This is a genomic window from Pseudomonas sp. Leaf59 (assembly GCF_920984685.1).
Classification (GTDB): Bacteria; Pseudomonadota; Gammaproteobacteria; order Pseudomonadales; family Pseudomonadaceae; genus Aquipseudomonas.
Genome location: NZ_CAKLBR010000002.1, coordinates 244,109 through 266,684 on the forward strand (window position 1 = coordinate 244,109; position 22,576 = coordinate 266,684).

Annotated in this window: 18 protein-coding genes; 13 read left to right on the top strand and 5 right to left on the bottom strand. The window is 61.5% G+C overall.

The features are described from left to right. The first annotated feature begins 192 nt into the window (after positions 1 to 192). Positions 193 to 2,322, top strand: a complete 2,130-nt coding sequence (gene recQ / locus LUB09_RS02820; protein WP_209983510.1) for a DNA helicase RecQ — start codon at positions 193 to 195, stop codon at positions 2,320 to 2,322. A 121-nt stretch (positions 2,323 to 2,443) separates the two neighbouring features. After that, positions 2,444 to 2,878 carry a MarR family transcriptional regulator gene (locus LUB09_RS02825; RefSeq protein ID WP_057010357.1) on the top strand — a complete coding sequence of 145 codons (435 nt, stop codon included), beginning with the start codon at positions 2,444 to 2,446 and terminating at the stop codon, positions 2,876 to 2,878. 460 nt (positions 2,879 to 3,338) lie between these two features. Here the strand turns inward: LUB09_RS02825 and LUB09_RS02830 are convergent, their stop codons facing one another. Further along, complete coding sequence (locus tag LUB09_RS02830; protein WP_231421634.1) at positions 3,339 to 5,528, bottom strand: patatin-like phospholipase family protein; 2,190 nt, start codon at positions 5,526 to 5,528, stop codon at positions 3,339 to 3,341. 84 nt (positions 5,529 to 5,612) lie between these two features. On the opposite strand from LUB09_RS02830, the gene LUB09_RS02835 reads away from it, so the two are divergent. Continuing rightward, complete coding sequence (locus LUB09_RS02835) at positions 5,613 to 5,900, top strand: SelT/SelW/SelH family protein (RefSeq protein WP_209983508.1); 288 nt, start codon at positions 5,613 to 5,615, stop codon at positions 5,898 to 5,900. Positions 5,901 to 5,903: 3 nt separating this feature from the next. Here the strand turns inward: LUB09_RS02835 and LUB09_RS02840 are convergent, their stop codons facing one another. Then, entirely contained in the window at positions 5,904 to 6,788 is an 885-nt protein-coding gene (locus LUB09_RS02840; RefSeq protein WP_209983505.1) for a DMT family transporter, read from the bottom strand. 221 nt (positions 6,789 to 7,009) lie between these two features. On the opposite strand from LUB09_RS02840, the gene LUB09_RS02845 reads away from it, so the two are divergent. Continuing rightward, the gene (locus LUB09_RS02845; protein WP_057010361.1) at positions 7,010 to 7,819 is read left to right on the top strand and encodes a UDP-2,3-diacylglucosamine diphosphatase; all 810 of its coding nucleotides are present in this window, start codon (positions 7,010 to 7,012) and stop codon (positions 7,817 to 7,819) included. A gap of 31 nt (positions 7,820 to 7,850) precedes the next feature. Here the strand turns inward: LUB09_RS02845 and LUB09_RS02850 are convergent, their stop codons facing one another. The 3 genes from LUB09_RS02850 to phhA all read right to left on the bottom strand — a co-directional run bounded on the left by LUB09_RS02850 (position 7,851) and on the right by phhA (position 10,291). After that, the gene (locus tag LUB09_RS02850) at positions 7,851 to 9,047 is read right to left on the bottom strand and encodes an amino acid aminotransferase (RefSeq protein WP_442964089.1); all 1,197 of its coding nucleotides are present in this window, start codon (positions 9,045 to 9,047) and stop codon (positions 7,851 to 7,853) included. After that, positions 9,047 to 9,403 carry a 4a-hydroxytetrahydrobiopterin dehydratase gene (locus LUB09_RS02855; RefSeq protein ID WP_003238764.1) on the bottom strand — a complete coding sequence of 119 codons (357 nt, stop codon included), beginning with the start codon at positions 9,401 to 9,403 and terminating at the stop codon, positions 9,047 to 9,049. Before LUB09_RS02855 ends, LUB09_RS02850 begins: the two co-directional genes overlap by 1 nt. Before the next feature lie 96 nt (positions 9,404 to 9,499). Beyond that, the gene (gene phhA, locus LUB09_RS02860; RefSeq protein ID WP_209983499.1) at positions 9,500 to 10,291 is read right to left on the bottom strand and encodes a phenylalanine 4-monooxygenase; all 792 of its coding nucleotides are present in this window, start codon (positions 10,289 to 10,291) and stop codon (positions 9,500 to 9,502) included. Positions 10,292 to 10,547: 256 nt separating this feature from the next. Here phhA and LUB09_RS02865 point away from each other — a divergent pair, with 256 nt between their 5' ends. From LUB09_RS02865 to LUB09_RS02905, 9 genes are all read left to right on the top strand, one after another. Continuing rightward, a complete protein-coding gene (locus LUB09_RS02865; RefSeq protein ID WP_231421574.1) occupies positions 10,548 to 12,107 on the top strand; it encodes a sigma-54-dependent transcriptional regulator in 1,560 nt (519 codons plus the stop codon). A 598-nt stretch (positions 12,108 to 12,705) separates the two neighbouring features. Further along, complete coding sequence (locus tag LUB09_RS02870) at positions 12,706 to 13,446, top strand: flagellar basal body rod protein FlgF (RefSeq protein WP_209983495.1); 741 nt, start codon at positions 12,706 to 12,708, stop codon at positions 13,444 to 13,446. A gap of 57 nt (positions 13,447 to 13,503) precedes the next feature. Beyond that, positions 13,504 to 14,289, top strand: coding sequence for a flagellar basal-body rod protein FlgG (flgG, locus tag LUB09_RS02875; protein WP_003230929.1), 786 nt, complete (start codon positions 13,504 to 13,506; stop codon positions 14,287 to 14,289). 53 nt (positions 14,290 to 14,342) lie between these two features. Further along, positions 14,343 to 15,038 carry a flagellar basal body L-ring protein FlgH gene (gene flgH / locus LUB09_RS02880; protein ID WP_057008190.1) on the top strand — a complete coding sequence of 232 codons (696 nt, stop codon included), beginning with the start codon at positions 14,343 to 14,345 and terminating at the stop codon, positions 15,036 to 15,038. Between the two features lie 21 nt (positions 15,039 to 15,059). Next, positions 15,060 to 16,166 carry a flagellar basal body P-ring protein FlgI gene (locus LUB09_RS02885; protein WP_231421635.1) on the top strand — a complete coding sequence of 369 codons (1,107 nt, stop codon included), beginning with the start codon at positions 15,060 to 15,062 and terminating at the stop codon, positions 16,164 to 16,166. Positions 16,167 to 16,170: 4 nt separating this feature from the next. Then, positions 16,171 to 17,439 (top strand): flagellar assembly peptidoglycan hydrolase FlgJ, encoded by a 1,269-nt coding sequence (flgJ, locus tag LUB09_RS02890; RefSeq protein WP_209983493.1) that lies wholly within the window; start codon positions 16,171 to 16,173, stop codon positions 17,437 to 17,439. A 10-nt stretch (positions 17,440 to 17,449) separates the two neighbouring features. Next, a complete protein-coding gene (flgK, locus tag LUB09_RS02895) occupies positions 17,450 to 19,495 on the top strand; it encodes a flagellar hook-associated protein FlgK (RefSeq protein ID WP_209983490.1) in 2,046 nt (681 codons plus the stop codon). 14 nt (positions 19,496 to 19,509) lie between these two features. Continuing rightward, positions 19,510 to 21,114 (top strand): flagellar hook-associated protein 3, encoded by a 1,605-nt coding sequence (locus LUB09_RS02900; protein WP_231421575.1) that lies wholly within the window; start codon positions 19,510 to 19,512, stop codon positions 21,112 to 21,114. 278 nt (positions 21,115 to 21,392) lie between these two features. Further along, positions 21,393 to 22,322, top strand: a complete 930-nt coding sequence (locus LUB09_RS02905; RefSeq protein ID WP_231421576.1) for a ketoacyl-ACP synthase III — start codon at positions 21,393 to 21,395, stop codon at positions 22,320 to 22,322. Positions 22,323 to 22,576: the final 254 nt, after the last annotated feature.

A 22,576-nucleotide genomic window follows, 5' to 3' on the forward strand; every position in this document is an offset into this window, starting at 1 on the left:
TTAGCGAGAGAGGTCTATTCGTCAGTCGCGCCCTTTGCCGGATGACGCTCGGGTATACTGCCGCGTTTTGTGATGCCCCATGCAGGCCGGGCGGCGCTCCGGGAAAACTTCGCTTACGGATTATTTTCCGTGCCCGCGCAGTTTTTCGGCCAGCCTGTACAGAGGGATTTCGGCACCATTTTGGAGTTTTACATGCTCGAGCAGGCTCAACGCGTCCTCAAGGACATCTTCGGCTACGACAGTTTTCGTGGCCGCCAGGGTGCGATCATTGAGCGCGTGGCCAACGGTGGTGATGCCCTGGTATTGATGCCCACCGGGGGTGGCAAATCCTTGTGCTTCCAGGTGCCAGCCTTGCTGCGCAATGGCCTGGCGGTGGTGGTTTCGCCGTTGATCGCGTTGATGGACGATCAGGTGGCTACCCTGGAAGAACTCGGCGTCGCGGCGGCCTCGCTGAACTCCACCCTCAGCGCCGAGCAGCAGCGCGACCTGGCCGCACGCATCAAGCGCGGCGAAGTGAAAATGCTTTATCTGGCCCCCGAGCGCCTGGTGCAGCCGCGCATGCTGGCGTTTCTGCAGAGCCTGGAAATCGCCCTGTTCGCCATCGACGAAGCCCACTGCGTGTCGCAGTGGGGGCATGATTTTCGTCGCGAATATTTGCAGTTGGGCCAGTTGGCCGAGCTGTTCCCCGATGTGCCGCGTATCGCCCTGACCGCCACCGCCGACAAGCGTACCCGTGAGGAAATCGTCGAGCGCCTGCATCTGCAGAACGCCGAGCGTTTCCTGTCGAGTTTTGACCGACCGAATATCTTCTACCGCATCGTGCCCAAGGAGCAGCCGCGCAAGCAGTTGCTGGCGTTCCTGTCCGAGCGGCGCAGCGATGCCGGTATTGTTTACTGCCTGTCGCGTAAAAAGGTTGATGAAGTGGCGGCGTTCCTCTGCGAGCAGGGCTACCCGGCACTGCCGTACCACGCGGGCCTGCCCAATGAGACGCGCTCGGCCCACCAGAAGCGCTTCCTCAACGAGGAAGGCCTGATCATGGTGGCAACCATTGCGTTCGGCATGGGCATCGACAAATCCAACGTGCGCTTCGTCGCCCACATGGACCTGCCCAAATCCCTCGAGGCTTACTACCAGGAAACCGGCCGCGCCGGCCGCGATGGCCTGCCGGCGGATGCCTGGATGGTCTATGGCCTGCAGGACGTGGTGATGCTCAAGCAGATGTTGCAGAACTCCGAAGGCGACGAGCGTCACAAGCGCCTGGAGCAGCACAAGCTCGACGCCATGCTGTCGCTGTGCGAAGAAACCCGTTGCCGCCGCCAGACCTTGCTCGCCTACTTTGACGAAGACATGCCCGAGCCCTGTGGCCATTGCGACAACTGCACCGATGGCGTGCAGACCTGGGACGCCACCGAGCCGGCGCGTCAGGCATTGTCGACCATCTACCGCACCGGCCAGCGCTACGGCGTGGGGCATTTGGTGGATGTCTTGCTGGGCAAGGACAACGAGAAAGTGCGCAGCTTCGGCCACGAAAAGCTCTCGGTCTACGGCGTCGGCAAGGCCCGCGCCGAGGGCGAATGGCGTTCGTTGTTCCGGCAGATGGTCGCGCGCAACCTGGTGGACATCGACATCGAAGGTTACGGCGGCCTGCGCCTTAACGACAGTTGCCGGCCGCTGCTCAAGGGCGAGGTAACCCTGGAGCTGCGCCGCGACCTCAAGCCGCAGACCACTGCCAAAAGCAGCAGCACCAGCCAGGCCAGTCAGTTGGTGCGTGGCGAAGAACGCGAACAGTGGGAAGCCTTGCGCACCCTGCGCCGCAAACTGGCGCAGGAACACAGCGTGCCGCCTTACGTCATCTTCCCCGACTCCACCTTGCTGGAGATGCTGCGCGAGCAGCCCACCACCATGGCGGAGATGGCCAGGGTCAGCGGCGTGGGCGCGCGCAAGCTGGAGCGCTACGGCCAGGCCTTCCTCGAAGTACTGGGCGGGCAAGCCGAAGCGCCGAAGGAAGTCGCCGATATCCGCCACGAACTGATCAGCCTGGCGCGAGCCGGCATGACGCCGATCCAGATCGCTGGCCAACTGCAATGCTCGGAAAAAAACGTCTACACCTTGCTCGCTGAATCCATTGGCAAGCAGCAATTGTCACTTGAGCAGGCCCTTGATTTACCGGAGGATCTGCTCGGCGAAATTCAGGATGCCTTCCTTGACGGAGAGGGCGAACTGCCACCCGTTGCGGAGATCGCACCGCTGTTCACCGGACGTGTGCCGGAAGGCGTCCTGTACTGTGTACGTGCGGCGTTGCAGTCTGAATTCGAGATTTAATGGGCCAATTGCGACAATGTAACGAATCAGTACATAGCCACTATTGCCTATGGGCATGGCTCATGCTTAGCTGACTAATAATTAGCCAAACTTTATTTTCAGTCTAAAACACGAGTTTTTTATGCCGTTAACCGATCAACACCGATTTGGCATGCAACTGGCGCAAATGTCCCGAGGTTGGCGCGCCGAGCTGGACCGCCGCCTTGCGGGGCTGGGCTTATCCCAGGCGCGTTGGCTGGTGCTGCTGCACCTGGCGCGTTTCGAAGATGCCCCGACTCAGCGGGAGCTGGCGCAGAGCGTAGGTGTTGAAGGGCCGACCCTTGCGCGGTTGCTCGACAGCCTCGAAGGCCAGGGGTTGGTGCAGCGCCAGGCTGTGGTGGAGGATCGGCGTGCCAAGCGGATTTTGTTGTGTGATACGGCTCGGCCGTTGATTGATCAGATTGAGACGATTGCGACTGCTTTGCGCCATGAGTTGTTTGTGGGTGTGGATGAGGCGGATTTGAAGGTGTGCATGCGGGTGCATGGGCATATTTTGCAAAATTTGGAGAAGTCTTGATTAAGTGATCCGTTATTTGGGTAATGGCTCCTGGCGGTTCCGCTCTTACAGCGGGTCACTTTTTGAAGAGCACAAAAACTAACCCAAAACGCTTCGCTCCAACACTCGGCACCTCGCCTGCGTTCGGCCAGCGTGTTTGACGGGGCGCTTCAGATCAAAAGCAAAAGCGCGGCAGCCTTAGAACCGACGGGAATTGTCTGCCGTACGCCGTAAAATGTGGGGGGGCTTGCTCCCGATGAGGGTGGGTCAGTCAGCTTATGTGTAGCTGACCCACTGCTATCGGGAGCAAGCCCTCTCCCACATTTGGATCTCCATTTGTCTTATGGATATCACACTGCTTTGGTTACTTTGGGCTGGGCTGGCATTCCGGCTCTTTTCCAAACTGACCCGCCGTAAGGGCGGAACCAATAGCCGCCATTACCTAAATAACGGATATATACCCCGCCCAAGAACACCCCCCTTAAAACGTCTGCCCCAAATTCAAATAAACCGCCTTCTGCCGTTCATCATTAAACCCATAACTGAAATTCAACGGCCCCAGCGGCGTATCAAACCCCAAAAACACACTCGCAGCATTGATATACCCGCTGTCGAACTCATTATCATTGTTCCACGCCCGACCCCGCTCCAGAGAAGCCCCCAGGTACAGCGGGAAATCCAGCGGCAAGTACGACCGCGGCGTCAGTCGGCGATAGTAAACCGCTCGCATCAGGCTGATGTTCTGCCCGGAAATCGCATCCTGACGAAACCCCGACAACTGCCGCGCGCCGCCCAGCAGAAAGCTGGAAACCACCACCTCCGAGTTGTCCAGCGTGCGCCCATAACGGCCCCCCAGCACCAGCGTGTCCGGGCCATGGCTCATCGCCTTGTCCAACTTGAACTCCCATTGCCGGTAGCGCTGGTCGGAGCCCAGTCCCGGTTCGAATTCGCGGAAAGCCAGGGCGATATCTTCGCCCGTGTGGGGGAAGTACACATTGTCCAGGGAATCGAAGGAATATTTGAGTTCGTAGAAGCCTTCGCTGAAGCTCGCACTCGGCAGGTCGCGTTCGCCGATGCGCACGTCCGCCTTGCCCCACGCTTCACCGACGCCGAAGCGAATCTCGCCGCTGTTGCCGATCTGCCGCCCGATATTCAGGCCAAACCCATAGCGCTCCACGCGGTATTCGGCGATCGGGTCGTTGTCCAGCACCAGTTCGACGTTTTGCGCCCTGGCGGTTAGATAGGGCGCAACGAAGTAACGCGAGCCGGCGTCCATCGGTTGGTAGAACTCGCTGTACAACTCCTGCCGATCACCGATCTGCACACGCGTCAGCCATTCGGCACCGAGGCGGTTGATGCCGTTGACGCGGTAACTGGCGCCCAGGTTGAAGGCACTGTCGCCGCGCATGTCGTCCGACAGGTTCAGGCCCAGCCGCAGGTAGTCGGTACCGCTGCGCTTGCCCCGTGCGCTGATCACCAGGGTGTTGTCGCGGCCTTTTTTCACCACGCGGTATTGCACCTGTTCGAAGTAATCCAGGCCATACAGGGTGCCCATGTCCGATTGCAGGCGGCCCAGGTTGAGGGGCTCGCCCAGGGGTTGGCGGATGTAGTAGCGGATTACGTCGTCGCTGACTTTCGAGTCGTTCTCCACGTTGATGGCAGTAATCAGGGGTGTGCGCTCGCCAGGGGCTCGCGCGGCTACCAGCTCGGCATCGATCTGTTCGGCGGGACGCAGGTGGGCCAGGCGCTGGTCGAGGGCGCGGGTGGCGCGGTAGCCGGCGTCGATCATGTCCCTGGCGCGGCCGAAATCGGTGACGCCGTAGGCACTCAGTGGCGGCTGGATCAGCACGTCCTTGGGATGCAGGGCCTTGAGCTGTTCTTCGGAGTTGCGCCGGGTCATCAGGGTGATGGACTGGTTGAGTACATCTACCACCGTAGCCAGTTGCTTGCGCGAGCGTAGCGGGGTGCCGATGTCGACCACGATAGCAATGTCGACGCCCATCTCACGCGCCACATCCACGGGAATGTTATCGGTCATGCCACCGTCCACCAGCAATCGGCCGTCCAGTTCCACCGGGGCGAACACGGCAGGGATCGACATGCTGGCGCGAATCACCTGGGGCAGGTGGCCTTTGCTGAACACCACTTTTTCGCCCGTGGTGATGTCGGTGGCCACCGCCCGAAACGGGATAGGCAGTTTGTCGAAATTACGCGTGTTGCTGCTGTGGGCGAACATGCTCTCCAGCAGCAGCGCGAGGTTCTGGCCCTGGATCACGCCCAGCGGCAGGCCGAGGCTGCCGTCGTCGCGGAAGCTGAGTTTCTGCTTGACCAGAAAATCCCGGTCATCCTGCTTGCGGCGAAACGGTACGTCTTCGCGTGGTGGTGCATCGGACAGGGCTTGCTGCCAGTCGATGCTCAGCGCGAGTTTTTCCAGTTCGTCGATCTTGTAGCCCGATGCGTACAGCCCGCCGATCACCGCGCCCATGCTGGTGCCGGCGATGGCATCGATGTGGATGCCTTGCTCCTCCAGCGCTTTGAGCACGCCAATGTGGGCCAGGCCACGCGCGGCGCCGCCGGACAGCACCAGGCCGATTTTCGGGCGTGGCGGTTCAACGGCATCGGCAAGAAGGGGAAACAGGCACAGGAACAGGCAGGACAACAGGCGGCGCATCATGAATCTCAAGGCTGGGCGATAATGGCCGGTATTATAGCCACTCGATCCGCTGAGGCCGTTACGCCAGGAGCCTGTCAAATTATGTCCGCGAACAAACCCGAGATCGTCATCACCTACTGCACCCAGTGCCAATGGCTGCTCCGCGCGGCGTGGCTGGCGCAGGAGCTGTTAAGCACCTTTGCCGAGGATCTGGCCCGGGTCGCGCTGGAGCCTGCGACCGGCGGCGTATTTCGGATTACCTGCGACGGCGTGCAACTGTGGGAGCGCAAGGCCGACGGCGGCTTCCCCGAGGCCAAGGTGCTCAAGCAACGGGTACGTGACCAGATCGACCCGCAACGTGATCTGGGCCACAACGACCGCACCGCTTAGGCGTCAGCTTGCCCCAGCCGGCTGTTTTGCCTGAGCGGCGCTGCCCATCAGGCCGGACAGCACAATGGCGACGATGATCAGCGCGCCGCCCAGCAGCATGCGCAGGGTCGGGGTCTCGGCGAACAGCAGCCAGGCCACGGTAATGCCATAGACCGGCTCCATGGCGAACACCACCGACGCAGTGCGTGCCTTGATCACTGCCAGGCTGGCAACAAACAGGCTATGGGCCAGGCCCGTGCAGAACACCCCGAGCAGGCCGATCCACAGCCAGTCAATCGCACGCACCTGCGCCAGCCCCGGTGCCGCCACGGGCAACAGGCATACCGCGACCACCACGTTCTGGCACAACGCCGCCTGCACCGCCGGAATTCGCCCGGAGCCGGCACGGTTGTTCAGCGACAGCAACGAGAACAGCAACCCCGAGACAATCCCCCACAACAGGCCGCCGGTGGCTTCGCTGGCAAGATTGAAGTCCGGCGTCACCAGCACCAGGCCGACCGTGACCAGCGCCACCAGCAACACTTCATTGGCACGGATGCGTTCGCGAAAAATCAGCCCTTCAAGGATCACGGTAAACGCCGGGAACGCAGTGAACCCCAGCGTGGCAACCGCCACACCGGCCACTTTGACCGCAATAAAGAACGTTACCCAGTGCGCCGCCAGCAGTACGCCGCTGACCACCAGTCGGCGCCAGTCGCGCATCTGCAGTGGCTTCCAGGGAGCATTGCTGGCGAACCGGGCAAATACCGCCAGGGCCAGCACGGCAAACGCGGCGCGACCAAACACGATAATGGCGGGTGAGGCGGCCGCCAGTTTGCCGAATACGCCGGTGAGGCCAAACATCAGTGCGCCGATATGCAGGGCGCCGAGGGCTGAGCGGGGAGTCATTGCGATCCTTGAACCAACGAGGTGACAGAGGCGCAGTCTAGTGGGTTGCGCAGGTCGGCGTCTGTCGTCCGCCTCGCGATTTTTATCGCATGACTATTCCTACAACGCACACTGCGTCGGGATGATCGCAGCCAGTTCGCTGTCATCAGACTGACGCACCGTTGTCATGGGCTATTAATCGCCAGGGCGCAAGCTCGCGAAAACACCGCCGAGGCAAGCCCATGACCAGTGCAGAGTCCATCAAGCCCAGCCGCAAGCAAAGGGTGCGTACCCTGTGGATTTCCGACGTGCACCTGGGCACCCGGGATTGCCAGGCTGAACACCTGTCGCAATTTCTCAAGGGCTACCACGCCGACAAGGTGTACCTGGTGGGCGACATCATCGATGGCTGGAAAATGCGCGGCGGCATGTATTGGCCCCAGGCTCACACCAACGTGATCCGCCGTCTGCTGACCATGGCCAAGCGCGGTACCGAGGTGATTTATGTCACCGGTAACCATGACGAATTTTTGCGCCGCTATTCCAAGCTGATCCTCGGCAATATCCAGCTGGTGGACGAAGCGGTGCACGTCACCGCCGATGGTCGTCACCTGCTGGTGATTCACGGCGACCAGTTTGACGTGATCACCCGCTATCACCGCTGGCTGGCGTTTCTGGGCGACTCGGCCTACGAATTTACCCTCACCTTGAACCGCTGGCTCAACCATTGGCGGGCGCGCTATGGCTATGGCTATTGGTCGCTGTCGGCGTATTTGAAGCACAAGGTGAAGACCGCCGTGAGTTTTATCAGCGATTTCGAAGAAGCCATCGCCCACGAAGTGACCAAGCGCGAGCTGCACGGAGTGGTGTGCGGGCATATTCACCATGCGGAGATTCGCAAGGTGGGCGAGGTGGACTACCTCAACTGCGGGGACTGGGTTGAGTCCTGCACCGCGCTGATCGAGCACTGGGATGGGCAGATCGAGTTGTATCGCCTGGCGGATGCGCAGGCGAAAGAAGCGCAGCTCAAGGCCGAAATGGTCGCAGGCTGAAGGTGTGGGAGGGAGCAAGCCCCTCCCTCCTTCAGTTGGGTGACACGTCGGCGATGGCCTGGGCCAGCCTGTTCAGGCGTGTTGCATCAATCCCTGCGACGTTGGCCCGTCCCGAACTCACCATGTACACGCTGTGTTTCTCACGCAGTTGTTTGACCTGCTCGGCACTCAGGCCGGTGTAGGAAAACATTCCGCGCTGCGTCCCGATGTGCGCAAACCGCTCAGCCAACCCGTGGGGGACCAGGGCGTCCACCAGCCCGGCACGCAATTGGGCGATGCGCGCGCGCATGGCTTCGACCTCGCCGCTCCACAGGGCGCGCAGTTCAAGGTCGCCGAGGATGGTTGCGACCACTGCAGCGCCATGATCCGGCGGCGTCGACCACAGGTTGCGCGCGGTATTGGCCAATTGGCTGCGCACATCCGTCAGTTTCTCGGCATCGGCCGCACACACAATCAGCGCGCCCACGCGGTCGCTGTAGAGGCCGAAGTTCTTCGAGCACGAGCTGGTCACGAGCACTTCGGGCAACTCGGCGGCAAACAAGCGCACGGCCCAGGCGTCCTGTTCCAGCCCATCGCCAAAGCCCTGGTAGGCGAAGTCGATCAGCGGCAGCAACCGGCGCTCGCGCACAATCTGCAGCACCTGGCGCCAGTCATCCTGGGACAGGTCGAAGCCGGTCGGGTTGTGGCAGCAGGCGTGCAGCAGCACCACGTCGCCCTCCGGCACCGTGGTCAGCGTCGCCAGCATTGCCGCTACGTCCAGGCGATTGTCAGCCCCCACGTAGGGGTAGTGGCTGACCTTGAGCCCGGCCCTGGCGAAGATGCTTTCGTGGATCGGCCAGGTCGGGTCGCTCAGCCAGACACCACGGCCGGGCAAACTCTGGGCGATGAAGTCGGCGCTCAGGCGCAGGGCACCGGTGCCGCCCGGGGTTTGGGTGGCGCCGGCACGACGTTCGCCGAGCACCGCTGAATCGGCGCCCAGTACCAGTTCGCAGAGCAGGGTGCCGAAGGCCGCATTGCCGTGGCCGCCGATGTAGGTCTTGGTGGTCTGCGTGTCCACCAGGCGCTGCTCGGCGAGTTTCACCGCATGAAGAATCGGCGTCAGGCCCTGATCGTCCTTGTACACGCCCACGCCGAGGTCGAACTTGTGCGGGCTGGCGTCCTCGGCGTACAGCTCCATCAGGCCCAGGATCGGGTCGCCGGGCACGCGGCCAATGGCATCGAAATGCATCACTTGCGGCCCTCGGCGCCGGTGGCCACTTCGTCGGTGCGCGCGGCCATGATGAAGTCGTTGCGGTGCAGGCCCTTGATCGAGTGGCTCCACCAGGTCACGGTGACCTTGCCCCATTCAGTGAGCAGGCCAGGGTGATGGCCCTCGGCTTCGGCGATCTCACCCACAGCGTTGGTGAAAGCCAGGGCGAACTTGAAGTTCTTGAACAGGAATACCTTTTCCAGCTGCATCACGCCGTCGCGCACTTCGATGTTCCAGTCAGGGATCTGCTTGAGCAGTACCGGCAACTCTTCATCGCTGACTTGCGGGGCGTCGGCGCGGCAGGCTTCACAGTGGGCTTGGTTCAACGTGGTCATGGAGATGTCCTGAATTCGAAAGGTGAAGGTCAGTGGCGTCACCCTAAAGCAACGCGCGGCCAGGGAACAGACTCACCTGGCGTCAAAATACACGGTTCAGGCAGCCTTGGGCTTGGGGGGAAACTTGGGCGCGTGCAGACCCAGCTGCATGCCGCGCTCGACCATGCCCATGATGTCTTCCTGCGCCACGTCGAACAGGCGCTTGAGCTCGGGCAGGACGAAATACAGCGGTTGCAGGATGTCGATGCGGTACGGCGTGCGCATGGCTTCCAGTGGGTCGAAGGCTTGATGTTCGGGCTGCGCTGACAGGCTGTACACCGTCTCCCTGGGCGACGACAGAATGCCGCCACCGTAGATGCGCAGGCCGGCGGGGGTGTCCACCAGGCCGAACTCGATGGTCATCCAGTACAGCCGCGCCAGGTACACCCGTTGCTCCTTGGTGGCCGCCAGGCCGAGCTTGCCGTAGGTGTGGGTGAATTCAGCGAACCAGGGGTTGGTCAGCAGCGGGCAGTGGCCGAAGATCTCGTGAAAGATATCCGGCTCTTGCAGATAGTCCAGTTCCTCGCGGGTGCGAATAAACGTCGCCACCGGAAACTGCTTGCTGGCGAGCAGCTCGAAAAAGGTCTGGAAGGGGATCAGCGCCGGAACGCGAGCCACTTGCCAGCCGGTGGTGTCGGCCAGCACTTGATTGATTTCGTCCAGTTGCGGGATGCGGTCCAGTGGCAGTGCCAGCTTGTCGATACCGTCCAGGTATTCCTGGCAGGCGCGACCCTCGATCACCTTCAGTTGGCGCGTGATCAGGGTATTCCACACCGCGTGTTCTTCCGGCGAGTAATGGATAAAACCTTGCGCATCGGGCTCGCGGGCCACGTATTGCGTCTGCTTCATACGGCTCTCCTGCTAGGCGTTCATTATTGTTATGTCCTGCGATACCGGTATTGATACGCCCTGCCGGGCAGGATTCCATCCGGTTTCCAGAGTCAGTTGCAGGAAAACTCACTACCGTTCGTAAAGAATTCGTTACGGATCTGCGCTCGTCACGGCATTGGGCTGGGAAAAGGACACTGGCTGTAACATAATCTTGACGATAATCTGCGCTCAGCGACAAAAACACGCAGCGTCTTCCCACTCTTCGGGTCTCTTCATGCGTATCAAAGTGCATTGCCAGAACCGCATCGGCATCCTGCGGGACATTCTCAACCTGCTGGTGGAGTACGGCGTCAACGTCGCCAAAGGCGAGGTCGGCGGTGAGCATGGCAACGCCATTTACCTGTACTGCCCAAACCTGGTGAACATGCAGTTCCAGGCCTTGCGCCCGAAGTTCGAGGCAATTGGCGGGGTGTTCGGCGTAAAACGGGTAGGGCTGATGCCCAGCGAGCGCCGGCACATGGAACTCAACGCCTTGCTGGGCGCCCTGGAGTTTCCGGTGCTGTCGATCGATATGGGCGGCTCCATCGTTGCCGCCAACCGCTCGGCCGCGCAGTTGCTCGGGGTGCGGGTGGACGAGGTGCCGGGAATTCCGCTGTCGCGCTACGCCGAGGATTTCGACTTGCCGGAACTGGTGCGCGCCAGCAAGTCGCGCATCAACGGCTTACGGGTCAAGGTCAAGGGTGATGTGTTCCTGGCCGATATCGCGCCGTTGCAATCGTCCGAGCACGACGACAGCGAAGCCATGGCGGGCGCCGTACTGACCCTGCACCGTGCCGACCGTGTCGGCGAGCGCATCTACAACGTGCGCAAGCAGGAGTTGCGCGGCTTCGACAGCATTTTCCAGAGCTCGCGGGTCATGGCCGCGGTGGTCCGCGAGGCGCGGCGGATGGCGCCGTTGGATGCGCCGCTATTAATAGAAGGCGAAACCGGCACCGGCAAGGAACTGCTGGCCCGCGCCTGCCACCTGGCCAGCCCGCGTGGGCAATCGCCGTTGATGGCGCTCAACTGCGCGGGGTTGCCGGAGTCGATGGCCGAGACCGAACTGTTCGGCTACGGCCCCGGCGCATTTGAAGGGGCCCGCGCCGAGGGCAAGCTCGGGCTGCTGGAACTGACGGCGGGCGGGACCCTGTTTCTTGATGGCGTGGGGGAAATGAGCGCGCGGTTGCAGGTGAAATTGCTGCGGTTTCTGCAGGACGGTTGCTTTCGTCGAGTGGGCAGCGATGAAGAGGTGTACCTGGATGTGCGGGTGATTTGCGCGACCCAGGTGGATTTGTCCGAACTCTGCGCGCGGGGAGAGTTTCGTCAGGATTTGTATCACCGGCTGAATGTGTTGTCGTTGCATATCCCGCCGTTGCGCGAGTGCCTGGATGGCCTGGCGCCGTTGGTGGAGCACTTTCTCGACCAGGCCAGCCGGCAGATCGGCTGCCCGCTGCCAACACTGGCACCGGCGGCCATGGACCGGCTTGCTCATTACCATTGGCCGGGGAATGTGCGGCAACTGGAGAATGTGTTGTTTCAGGCGGTTTCGTTGTGTGAGGGCGGGGTGGTCAAGGTGGAGCATATTCGACTGCCGGATTACGGGGTGCGTCAGCCGCTGGGAGACTTTTCGCTGGAAGGCGGGTTGGAGGCGATTGTCGGGCGGTTTGAGAAGGCGGTGTTGGAGGCGTTGTATGTGGAGCATTCCAGCAGTCGGCAGTTGGGGAAGCGGTTGGGGGTTTCGCATACGACTATTGCGAATAAGTTGCGCGATTATGGGGTGGTGAAGGGTGCTTGAGTGCGTCCGGGGGTGGGTACACCGCTTTTACAGCGGCTCACTTCTGGGAGGAACTTTATAGTCCGGACACATGGTTGACGGGGCGCTTCCAGATCAAAAGCAAAAGCGCGGCAGCCTTAGAGCCGACAGGGGTTTTCCTGCCTGACGCTGTTCAAAATGTGGCAGGGGGCTTGCTCCCGATAGCAGGGGGTCAGCTACCCATAAGCTGACTGACACTCAGCCATCGGGAGCAAGCCCCCTCCCACATTTGGATCTCCATTTTTCTGAAGGTATCAGACTGCTTTAGATCTGCCTTGCTCTGGCTTTTGATCCTGCTTTTGATCTTGGGCGCCCCGTTACCCAAATAACGGATCTGCACACAAAAACCCAGGCAGCCCCCAAAAACCCAACCCGCGTCAGTTTCAAGACCGATACTTGCCGCCCGCGGCAGTAGTCCGCCGTTTTTTCGACTATCCCCCGTCCATCCGCCCACCTCAACTCCCTCCAAACCCCCGCCCCACCTGCACTTGCGTCCATTCCAAAAAGTTGGACCGCAAATTGCTTAAGCCTCATCAGTACAGCGGTGGGCGGCAAGCGTCCGTCAGAAAGAGGATAGAGCGTGGACAAATACCTTTACGTGGCAATGACCGGCGCCAGCCAGAATGCTCTGGCGCAGAAGGCCCATGCCAACAATCTGGCGAACATTTCCACCAACGGCTTCCAGCGCGACCTGGAGCAGGCGCGTTCGATGCCGGTGTTCGGTGACAGCTTTCCGGCGCGTGCGTTTGCCCTGACCGAGCGGCCAGGCACTGACTTCTCGCCGGGCGCCATGATCGAAACCGGCCGTGACCTCGATGTGGCCGTCAGCGGCGACGGCTGGATGGCCGTGCAAACCCCGGATGGCGGCGAAGCCTACGTGCGCAGCGCCAGCATGAATGTGGACGCGCTGGGCGTGCTGCGCGCCGCCAACGGCATGCCGATCATGGGCAACGGCGGCCCGATTGCCGTGCCGCCCCAGCAGAAAATCGAAGTGGGCACCGACGGCACCATCAGCATCCGCGCCATGGGCGAAGGCCCGCGGGTGATGGCCGAAGTGGACCGCATCAAGCTGGTCCAGCCGGACCTCAAGAACATGACCAAGGGGCTGGACGGCACCATCCACACCAAGGATGGCCAGCCTGCCCAGGCCGATGCGCGGGTCACGCTGAACTCGGGTTTCCTGCAGGCGAGCAACGTCAACGCGGTGGAGGAAATGACCGCGGTGCTGGCGCTTTCCAAACAGTTCGAGCTGCACATCAAGATGATGAACAGCGCCAAGGAAGACGATCAGGCCATGACTCGCGTCATGCAGATGAGCTAAGTCACCCACTAATTTCGCAGCACGGCGCCAACGATCAGGCGCACGAAGGAGAACAGCATGCTTCCGGCTCTATGGGTTGCCAAAACCGGTTTGTCCGCCCAGGACACCAACCTGACCACCATTTCCAACAACCTGGCGAACGTGTCGACCACGGGCTTCAAACGTGATCGCGCCGAGTTCCAGGACTTGCTCTACCAGATCAAGAAGCAGCCGGGCGCCCAGTCGACCCAGGACAGCGAACTGCCGTCGGGCCTGCAGCTGGGTACCGGTGTGCAGATCGTCGGCACCCAGAAAAACTTCACCGCCGGTAACTTGCAGCAAACCGGGCAACCCCTGGACATGGCGATCAACGGCAAGGGGTTCTTCCAGATCCTGCAACCGGATGGCACGACTTCCTACACCCGTGACGGCACATTCCACCTGGACGCCAACGGTCAGGTCGTCACCGCCAATGGTTTTGCCCTGGAACCTGCGATTGTGGTGCCTGCGAATGCGCAGACCTTCACCGTCGGTAACGACGGCACCGTGTCGATCACCGTCGCCGGCAACCCGGCGTCGCAAGTGATCGGCAACCTGCAGACCGCCGACTTCATCAACCCGGCCGGCCTGCAGGCGATGGGCGGCAACCTGTTCCTGGAAACCGCCTCCAGCGGCGCGCCGCAAATCGGCACTCCAGGCCTCAACGGTTTCGGCACCACCCTGCAAAGCACCCTGGAAACTTCCAACGTCAGCACGGTTGAGGAGATGGTCAACATGATCACCACTCAACGCGCCTACGAGATGAACTCCAAGGTGATTTCCACCGCCGACAAGATGCTTTCGTTCGTCACGCAGAATCTGTAATCAAGTCTATGGGGCGCTTGCGAGCGCGTCTGCAACACCGTGAGGTTAGGGTCATGAATCGCTTTGTTTGTGTCTTGGCATTGAGTGGGATCAGCGTGCTGGCGGGGTGTGTCGCGCCGTCGCCGAAACCCAATGACCCGTACTACGCGCCGGTGTTGCCGCGCACGCCATTGCCGGCGGCCGCCAACAATGGCTCGATTTACCAGGCCGGTTTCGAGCAGAACCTGTACAGCGATCGCAAGGCGTTCCGGGTCGGTGACATCATTACCATCACCCTGAACGAGCGCACCCAGGCCAGCAAGAACGCCAACTCCCAGGTGGGCAAAACCAGCAAGGCCGGCATCGGCCTCACCTCGCTGTTCGGTGCGGTGCCCAACGTCAATAATCCGTTGGGCGATGGCGACCTGAGCTTGAGCGCCGGTTACAGCGGCGACCGTGCCACCAATGGCAAGAGCGCGGCAGGGCAGGGCAACAGCCTGACCGGTTCGATCACTGTGACCGTGGCCGATGTATTGCCCAACGGCATCATTGCGATACGTGGTGAAAAGTGGATGACCCTCAACACCGGCGACGAGCTGGTGCGCATTGCTGGCATGGTGCGTGCAGATGATATCTCCACCGACAACACCGTGCCGTCGACCCGCATCGCCGATGCGCGCATCACGTACTCCGGCACCGGCGCGTTTGCCGATGCGAGCCAGCCGGGCTGGTTCGACCGTTTCTTCCTTAGCCCGCTGTTTCCTTTCTAGGTGCCCATTAAGGTGAGAACTTTGAACCTCAAGCAACTGCTGGCGGCGGCGCTCCTGCTGAGCCTGAGCGCTGTCGCCCAGGCCGAGCGCCTGAAAGACATCGCCAGTATTTCCGGCGTGCGCTCCAACCAGTTGATCGGTTACGGCCTGGTAGTGGGGCTCAGCGGTACGGGTGACCAGACCACCCAGACCCCGTTCACCCTGCAGACCTTCAACAACATGCTCTCGCAGTTCGGCATCAAGGTGCCGGCGGGTTCAGGCAACGTGCAACTGAAAAACGTCGCGGCGGTGTCGATCAGCGCCGATTTGCCGGCGTTCTCCAAGCCGGGCCAGGTGGTGGATATCACCGTGTCGTCCATTGGTAACTCCAAGAGCCTACGCGGCGGCACCTTGCTGATGACGCCGCTCAAGGGCATCGACGGCAACGTCTACGCCATCGCCCAGGGCAACCTGGTGGTGGGCGGTTTTGACGCCGAGGGCCGCGACGGTTCGAAGATTACCGTCAACGTTCCGTCGGCCGGACGCATCCCTGGCGGCGCTACCGTGGAACGCACCGTGCCCAGCGGGTTCAACCAGGGCAACAGCCTGACCCTGAACCTCAATCGCTCCGACTTCACCACTGCCAAACGTGTGGTCGACAAGATCAACGACATGCTCGGCCCAGGCGTGGCCCAGGCCATCGACGGTGGCTCCGTGCGCGTCACCGCGCCACTGGACCCAAGCCAGCGTGTCGATTATCTGTCGATCCTGGAAAACCTCGAGGTCGATCCTGGCCAGGCGGTGGCCAAGGTCATCATCAACTCGCGTACCGGCACTATCGTGATCGGCCAGAACGTCAAGGTCTCGCCGGCGGCGGTCACCCACGGCAGCCTGACTGTGACCATCACCGAAGACCCAATCGTCAGCCAGCCCGGGGCCTTGTCCAATGGCCAGACGGCGGTGGTGCCACGCTCGCGGGTCAATGCCCAGCAGGAAGCCAAACCGATGTTCAAGTTCGGCCCCGGCACCACCCTGGACGAGATCGTCCGTGCGGTGAACCAGGTGGGCGCGGCGCCAGGCGACTTGATGGCGATCCTCGAAGCCCTGAAACAGGCCGGCGCCTTGCAAGCCGACCTGATCGTGATCTGAGGCCATGGCCATGGATATGCGCAAGAGCGGCATCAGCAGCACGGCGGACTCGGGGTCTTACTCCGACTTGAACCGGCTTAACCAGCTGAAGGTCGGCGACAAGAACAGCGACGGAAACATGCGCAAAGTGGCGCAGGAATTCGAGTCGCTGTTTCTCAGCGAAATGCTCAAGTCGATGCGCAAGGCCACCGACGCCGTGGGCGAAGACAACCCGCTGAACACCGATGCCGCCAAGCAGTACCAGGACATGTACGACCAGCAACTGGCGGTGTCGATGTCCCGCGAAGGCGGCGGCATCGGCCTCGCCGACGTGCTGATGCGCCAGATGCAGAAGAACAAGCCGGTGGACGCCCAGGCGGCCACCCTGCAAGGCCCTGGGGCAACTGAGCCGGCGAAGAAAGTCGATGTGCCGACCGAGATTGCCGCCGGCACCCAGGCTTCCGGCCCGTTGGGCCGCTCCAATGGCCAGCGGCCGTTGTGGGCGTACCGTGTGGCTGAGCCCCAGGCCGGCGGCGCGGCGTCCCACAGCAATGACGTGGCACTGATGAACCAGCGCCGCATCGCCTTGCCGAGCAAGCTGACCGACCGCCTGCTCGCCGGCATCGTGCCGACCGCGCCGGTGGCTATCGACGCCAAAAGCGCGCCGCTGCGCAACAGCGCCTCCGCCGACAATGTGGTCAACAGCAGCGCGCGTGCGTTTGCCGCGCCGAGCGGGCAGATGCAGGTATACGCCCGCGCCGTGGCCCAGCCACCGTTGGCGCCGGCGAAGAAAGCGTTCAGTTCCCAGGATGAATTTGTCGCCACCATGCTGCCGATGGCCAAGGCCGCCGCCGCGCGCATTGGCATCGATCCTAAGTACCTGGTGGCCCAGGCCGCCCTGGAAACCGGTTGGGGCAAGTCGGTGATGCGCGCCCAGGATGGCAGCAGCAGCCACAACCTGTTCGGTATCAAGGCCGGCAAGAGCTGGCAGGGCGAACAGGCCCGTGCAATCACCAGCGAGTTTCGTGACGGGGCGATGGTCAAGGAAACGGCGCAGTTCCGTTCCTATACGTCCTACCAGGACAGCTTCCATGACCTCGTCACGTTGCTGCAAAGCAATGATCGCTATAAAGATGTTGTGAAATCTGCCGACAACCCGGAGCAGTTTGTGCGCGAGTTGCAAAAAGCCGGATACGCAACCGACCCGGATTACGCCAGCAAGATTTCGCAGATCGCAAAAACGATGGGCAGTTACCAGAATTACGCTGCCGCTGGCGCAACCACACATTTATAAGGTTTGAACCATGAGTTTGCTCAGTATCGGGATGTCGGGGCTCAACGCCGCTCAAGGGTCGTTGTCAGTCTTGAGTAACAACATCGCCAACGCCAATACCTCGGGCTATTCGCGTCAGCAGACCACGCAGAACGCCAGCGCGGCCAACCCTTACGGTGGCCTGTTCGTCGGTACCGGCACCACCCTGGCCGACGTGCGCCGGGTGTACAACGAATTCCTCGACGCGGCTTACCAGAACAGCACGGCGCTCAATAACGACGCCAAGGCTTATTCGGGCCAGGCCAGCGCCATCGACAAGACCCTGTCGGACAAGACCACCGGCATGTCTTCGGTGCTGAGTGGATTCTTTGCCGCCGTGCAGACCTCGGCGGCCAATCCCAGCGACGTGTCCGCCCGTCAGGTGCTGCTGACCAGCGCCCAGACCCTGAGCAACCGCTTCAACGCAATTTCCAGCCAATTGACCCAACAGAAAGAGTCGATTAACGGTCAGTTGAGCACCATGAGTGATCAGGTCAACCAGTTGACCTCTTCCATCGCCTCGCTCAACAAGCAGATCACCCAGGCGCAGGGCTCCAACATGAGTGCGCCGGCCAACCTGCTGGATGCGCGCAACGAGGCGGTGCGTTCGCTCAATGAGCTGGTGGGCGTCACCACCGGCGAGAAGAACGGCGTTTTCAGCGTCAGCACCGGCAGTGGCCAGTCCCTGGTGCTGGGCGACCAGTCCAACAGCATTTCGGCAGTGCCGAGCAAAAGCGACCCGACCCAGTACACCATCCAGCTCAATGCCGGTGGCAGTACCGCCATCGACCTGGGCAATGTGCTCAGCGGTGGCAGCATCGGCGGCCTGTTGCGTTACCGCAGCGATGTGCTGACGCCCACCATCAACGACCTGGGGCGTATCGCACTGGCCACTGCTGACACCGTCAACAGCCAGCTGGGCCAGGGCCTGGACCTGAACGGTGACTTTGGTGCGTCGTTGTTCAAGGACATCAACAGCGCCGCCGCCATTGCGCAGCGCAGCCAGGGAGCGGCGGGCAACAGTGCCGGCTCCGGCAACCTGAATGTCACGATCAAGGACACCAGCAAGCTGTCGACCTACGACTACAAGGTCAGCTTCACCAGTGGCAGCACTTATACCGTGCTGCGTTCCGACGGCAAGGCGATGGGCGCGTTCGACACCACCACCACGCCGCCGCCGGTGATCGATGGCTTCACCCTGGCACTGGACGGCAAGGGCCCCATGGCCGCCGGCGACAGTTTCAAAGTCAGCCCCACCGCCAATGGCGCGACCACCATCGGCACCCAGCTGACCGACGCCAATAAAGTCGCGTTCGCCGCGCCGTTGCTGGGCGAGGGCAGCAAGACCAACCAGGGCACGGGCACCTTCACTCCGCCGACCCTGACCGTGCCGATTGATATTCACGGCGGCGCCGACACCGCTCAATTGCGTACCGGGATCGAAAGCTCGATGCCGGTAAAAATGGTGTTCGGCAAGCCGGCCGCCGATGGCACCCAGAGCTACACGCTCAACGATGCCCAGGGCAATTCGATTGGCACCGGCACCATCATCCCGGGCCAGACCAACAAGATCACGGTCGACGTGCCGATGCGCGATGCCAGTGGGGCTGTGCTGGTGCCGGCCAAGAGCTTCAAGTTCGATACCACTGTCGCCGGCTCGCCCGCCAATGGCGACAGCACCACGTTCTCGTTCAATGCGACGGGCAAGTCGGACAACCGCAACGCCCAGGCGCTGCTCGACCTGCAGACGAAGGTCACGGTGGGGCTGAGTGACGGCAGCGGCGGCGGCGTGAGCCTGGTCGGCGCCAACAGTCGACTGGTGTCCACCGTCGGGGCCAAGGCCGCCTCGGGCAACACCGACACCACCGCCACGGGCGCACTGCTCAAGGCCAACCAGGACGCGCGCAACTCGGTATCCCAGGTCAACCTGGATGAAGAAGCGGGCGACATGATCAAGTTTCAGCAGTACTACACCGCGTCGTCGCAGATCATCAAGGCGGCGCAAGAAACCTTCAGTACGCTGATCAATAGTCTTTAAGGGAGCCTGGGACAATGCGCATTTCCACACAGCAGTATTTCGATACCACTGCCGCCAAGTACCAGACCAACTATTCAAGCCTGGTACAGGCTCAGGATCAGGCCTCCACGGGCGTACGCGTGCAGACAGCCGCCGATGACCCGGTGGCGGCGGCGCGCCTGTTGATGCTGCAGCAGCAGAAAGACATGCTGGGCCAGTTCAACACCAACGTCACCAGCCTGAAAAACTCCCTGACCAACGAAGAGAGCGTGCTGCAGTCGATCAACCTGGCCTTGGGCCGTGCCAGTGAACTGGCGCTGCGTGCAGGCGGCTCCCTCAGCGATGCGGACCGCCGTTCGGTGGCCAGTGAAGTCGGTGCCATCGAAGATCAAGTGCTGGGCCTGCTCAACAGCAAGGACTCGTCGGGCAACTACCTGTTTTCCGGTTCCAAGACCGATACGCCGCCCTACAGCCGTAACAGCGACGGCACCTACAACTATCAGGGCGACGAAACCCCGCTCAGCCTGCAGGTGTCCGACACCCTGAGCATCAGCGCCGGTGACACCGGCAAGAACATTCTGGAAGGCGCGGTCAACTCCAGTCGCACCCAGGCCACCTGGATTGCGCCGGCCGTGGTGCCACCGGCCACCCAGCCGGTAGCCAATGACAATAAAGTGGCGTTGTCGGCCGGGCTCGTCACCAATGGCATCGACTACACCAATAAATTCGCCGACGGCCAGCCCTACAAGCTGACCTTCAGTAGCAGTACCCAGTACACCGTGGTCGACAAGAACGGCGTTGACATCACCTCGCAGATCCCCGGTAACGGTACGTTCGATTCCACCAAGGAAGGCAGCTCCAGCGTCAACTTGCGTGGCGTGAAATTCGACATCAACTTCAACCTGGGTGACGTCGCGTCGGGCCCCAACTCCGATGCCGTGGTCAAGGATCGCTCGTTCAGCCTGGAAGCCAAGCCGGACACTTTCAGCGTGTCGCGCACCGCCAGCAACCCTTCGACGGCGCAGTTGAGCAATGCCCGCGTGACCAACCAGGCCTCGTATGCCAGCACGTTCCCGGCCAACAACGGTGCGGTGATCAAGTTCACCAGCGCCACGGCGTATCAGGTGTATGCCCAGCCGTACACGTCCGAGAGTAAATCCATCGCCACCGGCGATACGGGCGGCGGCACCACCGTCGTCGCGGCCGGGGTGACGTTCGACGTCAGCGGCACGCCGCAGAACGGTGACCAGTTTGCGGTGGGCGCCGCTACCCAGAAGACCCAGAACGCGCTCGATACCCTGAGCCAACTGCGCCAGGCGCTTGAACTGCCGGCCGACGGCAGCCCGGCGGCGACGGTCAAGCTCAAGGACGCGTTGTCTGCCGCGATCAGCAACTTCACCAACTCCAGTACCCAGATCGATGTGGTGCGCGGCTCCATCGGCGCGCGGCAGAATGCCCTGGATACCCAGGCCAGTGAGAACGCCAGCATCGGCCTGGCCAACACCAGCACCATGAGCGACCTGGGCAACATCGACACCGCGCAGGCGGCGATCAACCTGACCTTGCAGCAAACCATGCTGCAGGCCTCGCAATTGGCGTTCGTGAAGATCTCGCAGTTGAGCCTGTTCAACAAGATGTAAGGCTCGCGCAGCGAACGACGGCTCACTCCGAAAACGGGGTGGGCCGTTGTCGTTTTCGCGGCTGAACTGTTGAAGGGTTTTGCACAAAACGCAGAAAATTGAGTGACCTGTGAGTCATAAGGCGCATCTTCACTGTATCGTGTGAAAAGGATAAGTCGCCCAGCACACCCTGCGGTGCGGCTTTCAGCGAGATTTTACGGGGTTACCCCCTCTTATTGTCAGCACTCCAGGCGCAGTCCCGGGGGTGTTCTCCAGCTATTCGGTATTGGGAAGCCACAATGATTGGCATAAAAAGCATCGCCAGTTACGTGCCCGCGGACGGGATCGATAACTACGCCCAGGGTGCCAAATTCGCCAAGGATGAAGAATTCATCATTGGCAAGATCGGGTCGGCGTTCCTGCCGCGCAAGGAAGCTACGCAGGAAACCTCCGATCTGTGTGTCGAGGCGGTCAACGCGTTGTTTGCCAACAACCCGGAGTTGAAGCGCGAGTCGATCGACGCGCTGATCGTCGTCACCCAGAACGGCGACGAAGAAGGTTTGCCCCACACCGCCGCCATCGTGCAGGACAAACTCGGCCTGCCGACTCATGTGGCCGCCTTTGATATTTCCCTGGGCTGCTCCGGCTACGTCTACGGTATCTACGCGATGAAAGGCTTCATGGAAGCCGCCGGCCTGAAAAACGGCCTGCTGATCACCGCCGACCCGTACTCGAAAATCGTCGACCCCGAAGACCGCAACACCACCATGCTGTTCGGCGATGCCGCCACTGCCACCTGGATGGGCGAAGATGCGCCGTGGTTGCTCGGCAAGTCGAAGTTCGGCACCGACGGTTCCGGCGCGCCGCACCTCAAGGTCAGCGACGGCGTGTTCTTCATGAACGGCCGTCAGGTCTTCAACTTTGCCTTGCTCAAAGTGCCGGCCCATCTGCACGAGCTGCTCAACGAATCAGACCTCAAGGCTGACGAGATTGACGCGTTCTGCATTCACCAGGGCAGTGCGGCCATCGTCGACGCCGTGGCGCGGCGTTTTGAAGATGCACCAGTGGACAAGTTCATCAAGGACATGGTCGAGACCGGCAACACCGTGTCGTCGAGCATTCCGTTGCTGCTGGAAAAGCACGTGATGGACGCCACTTGGAAACGCGTGGCAATCAGCGGGTTTGGTGTGGGCCTGTCGTGGGGCTCGGCGATTCTGTATCGCCCGTGACACCTTAATAGAGCCGCCACACAAAACGCCGATGATCGAGAGATCATCGGCGTTTTTTATTTGGCGCCAGAAAAACCAGTGGTTATGGGGTTTCAGGCCCGCGTAAACCCTTGAATTGCAAGGGGTGGCACGGGGCTATTAAAAATATTCAAAAAAACACTCAAGCAACCGGCTCATACGACGATAACTATTACGAAGGTTCTCAGGCACACCCGGCGGTTGCCAGGGCCGGAAGCCGCAGTAAACCACCATCG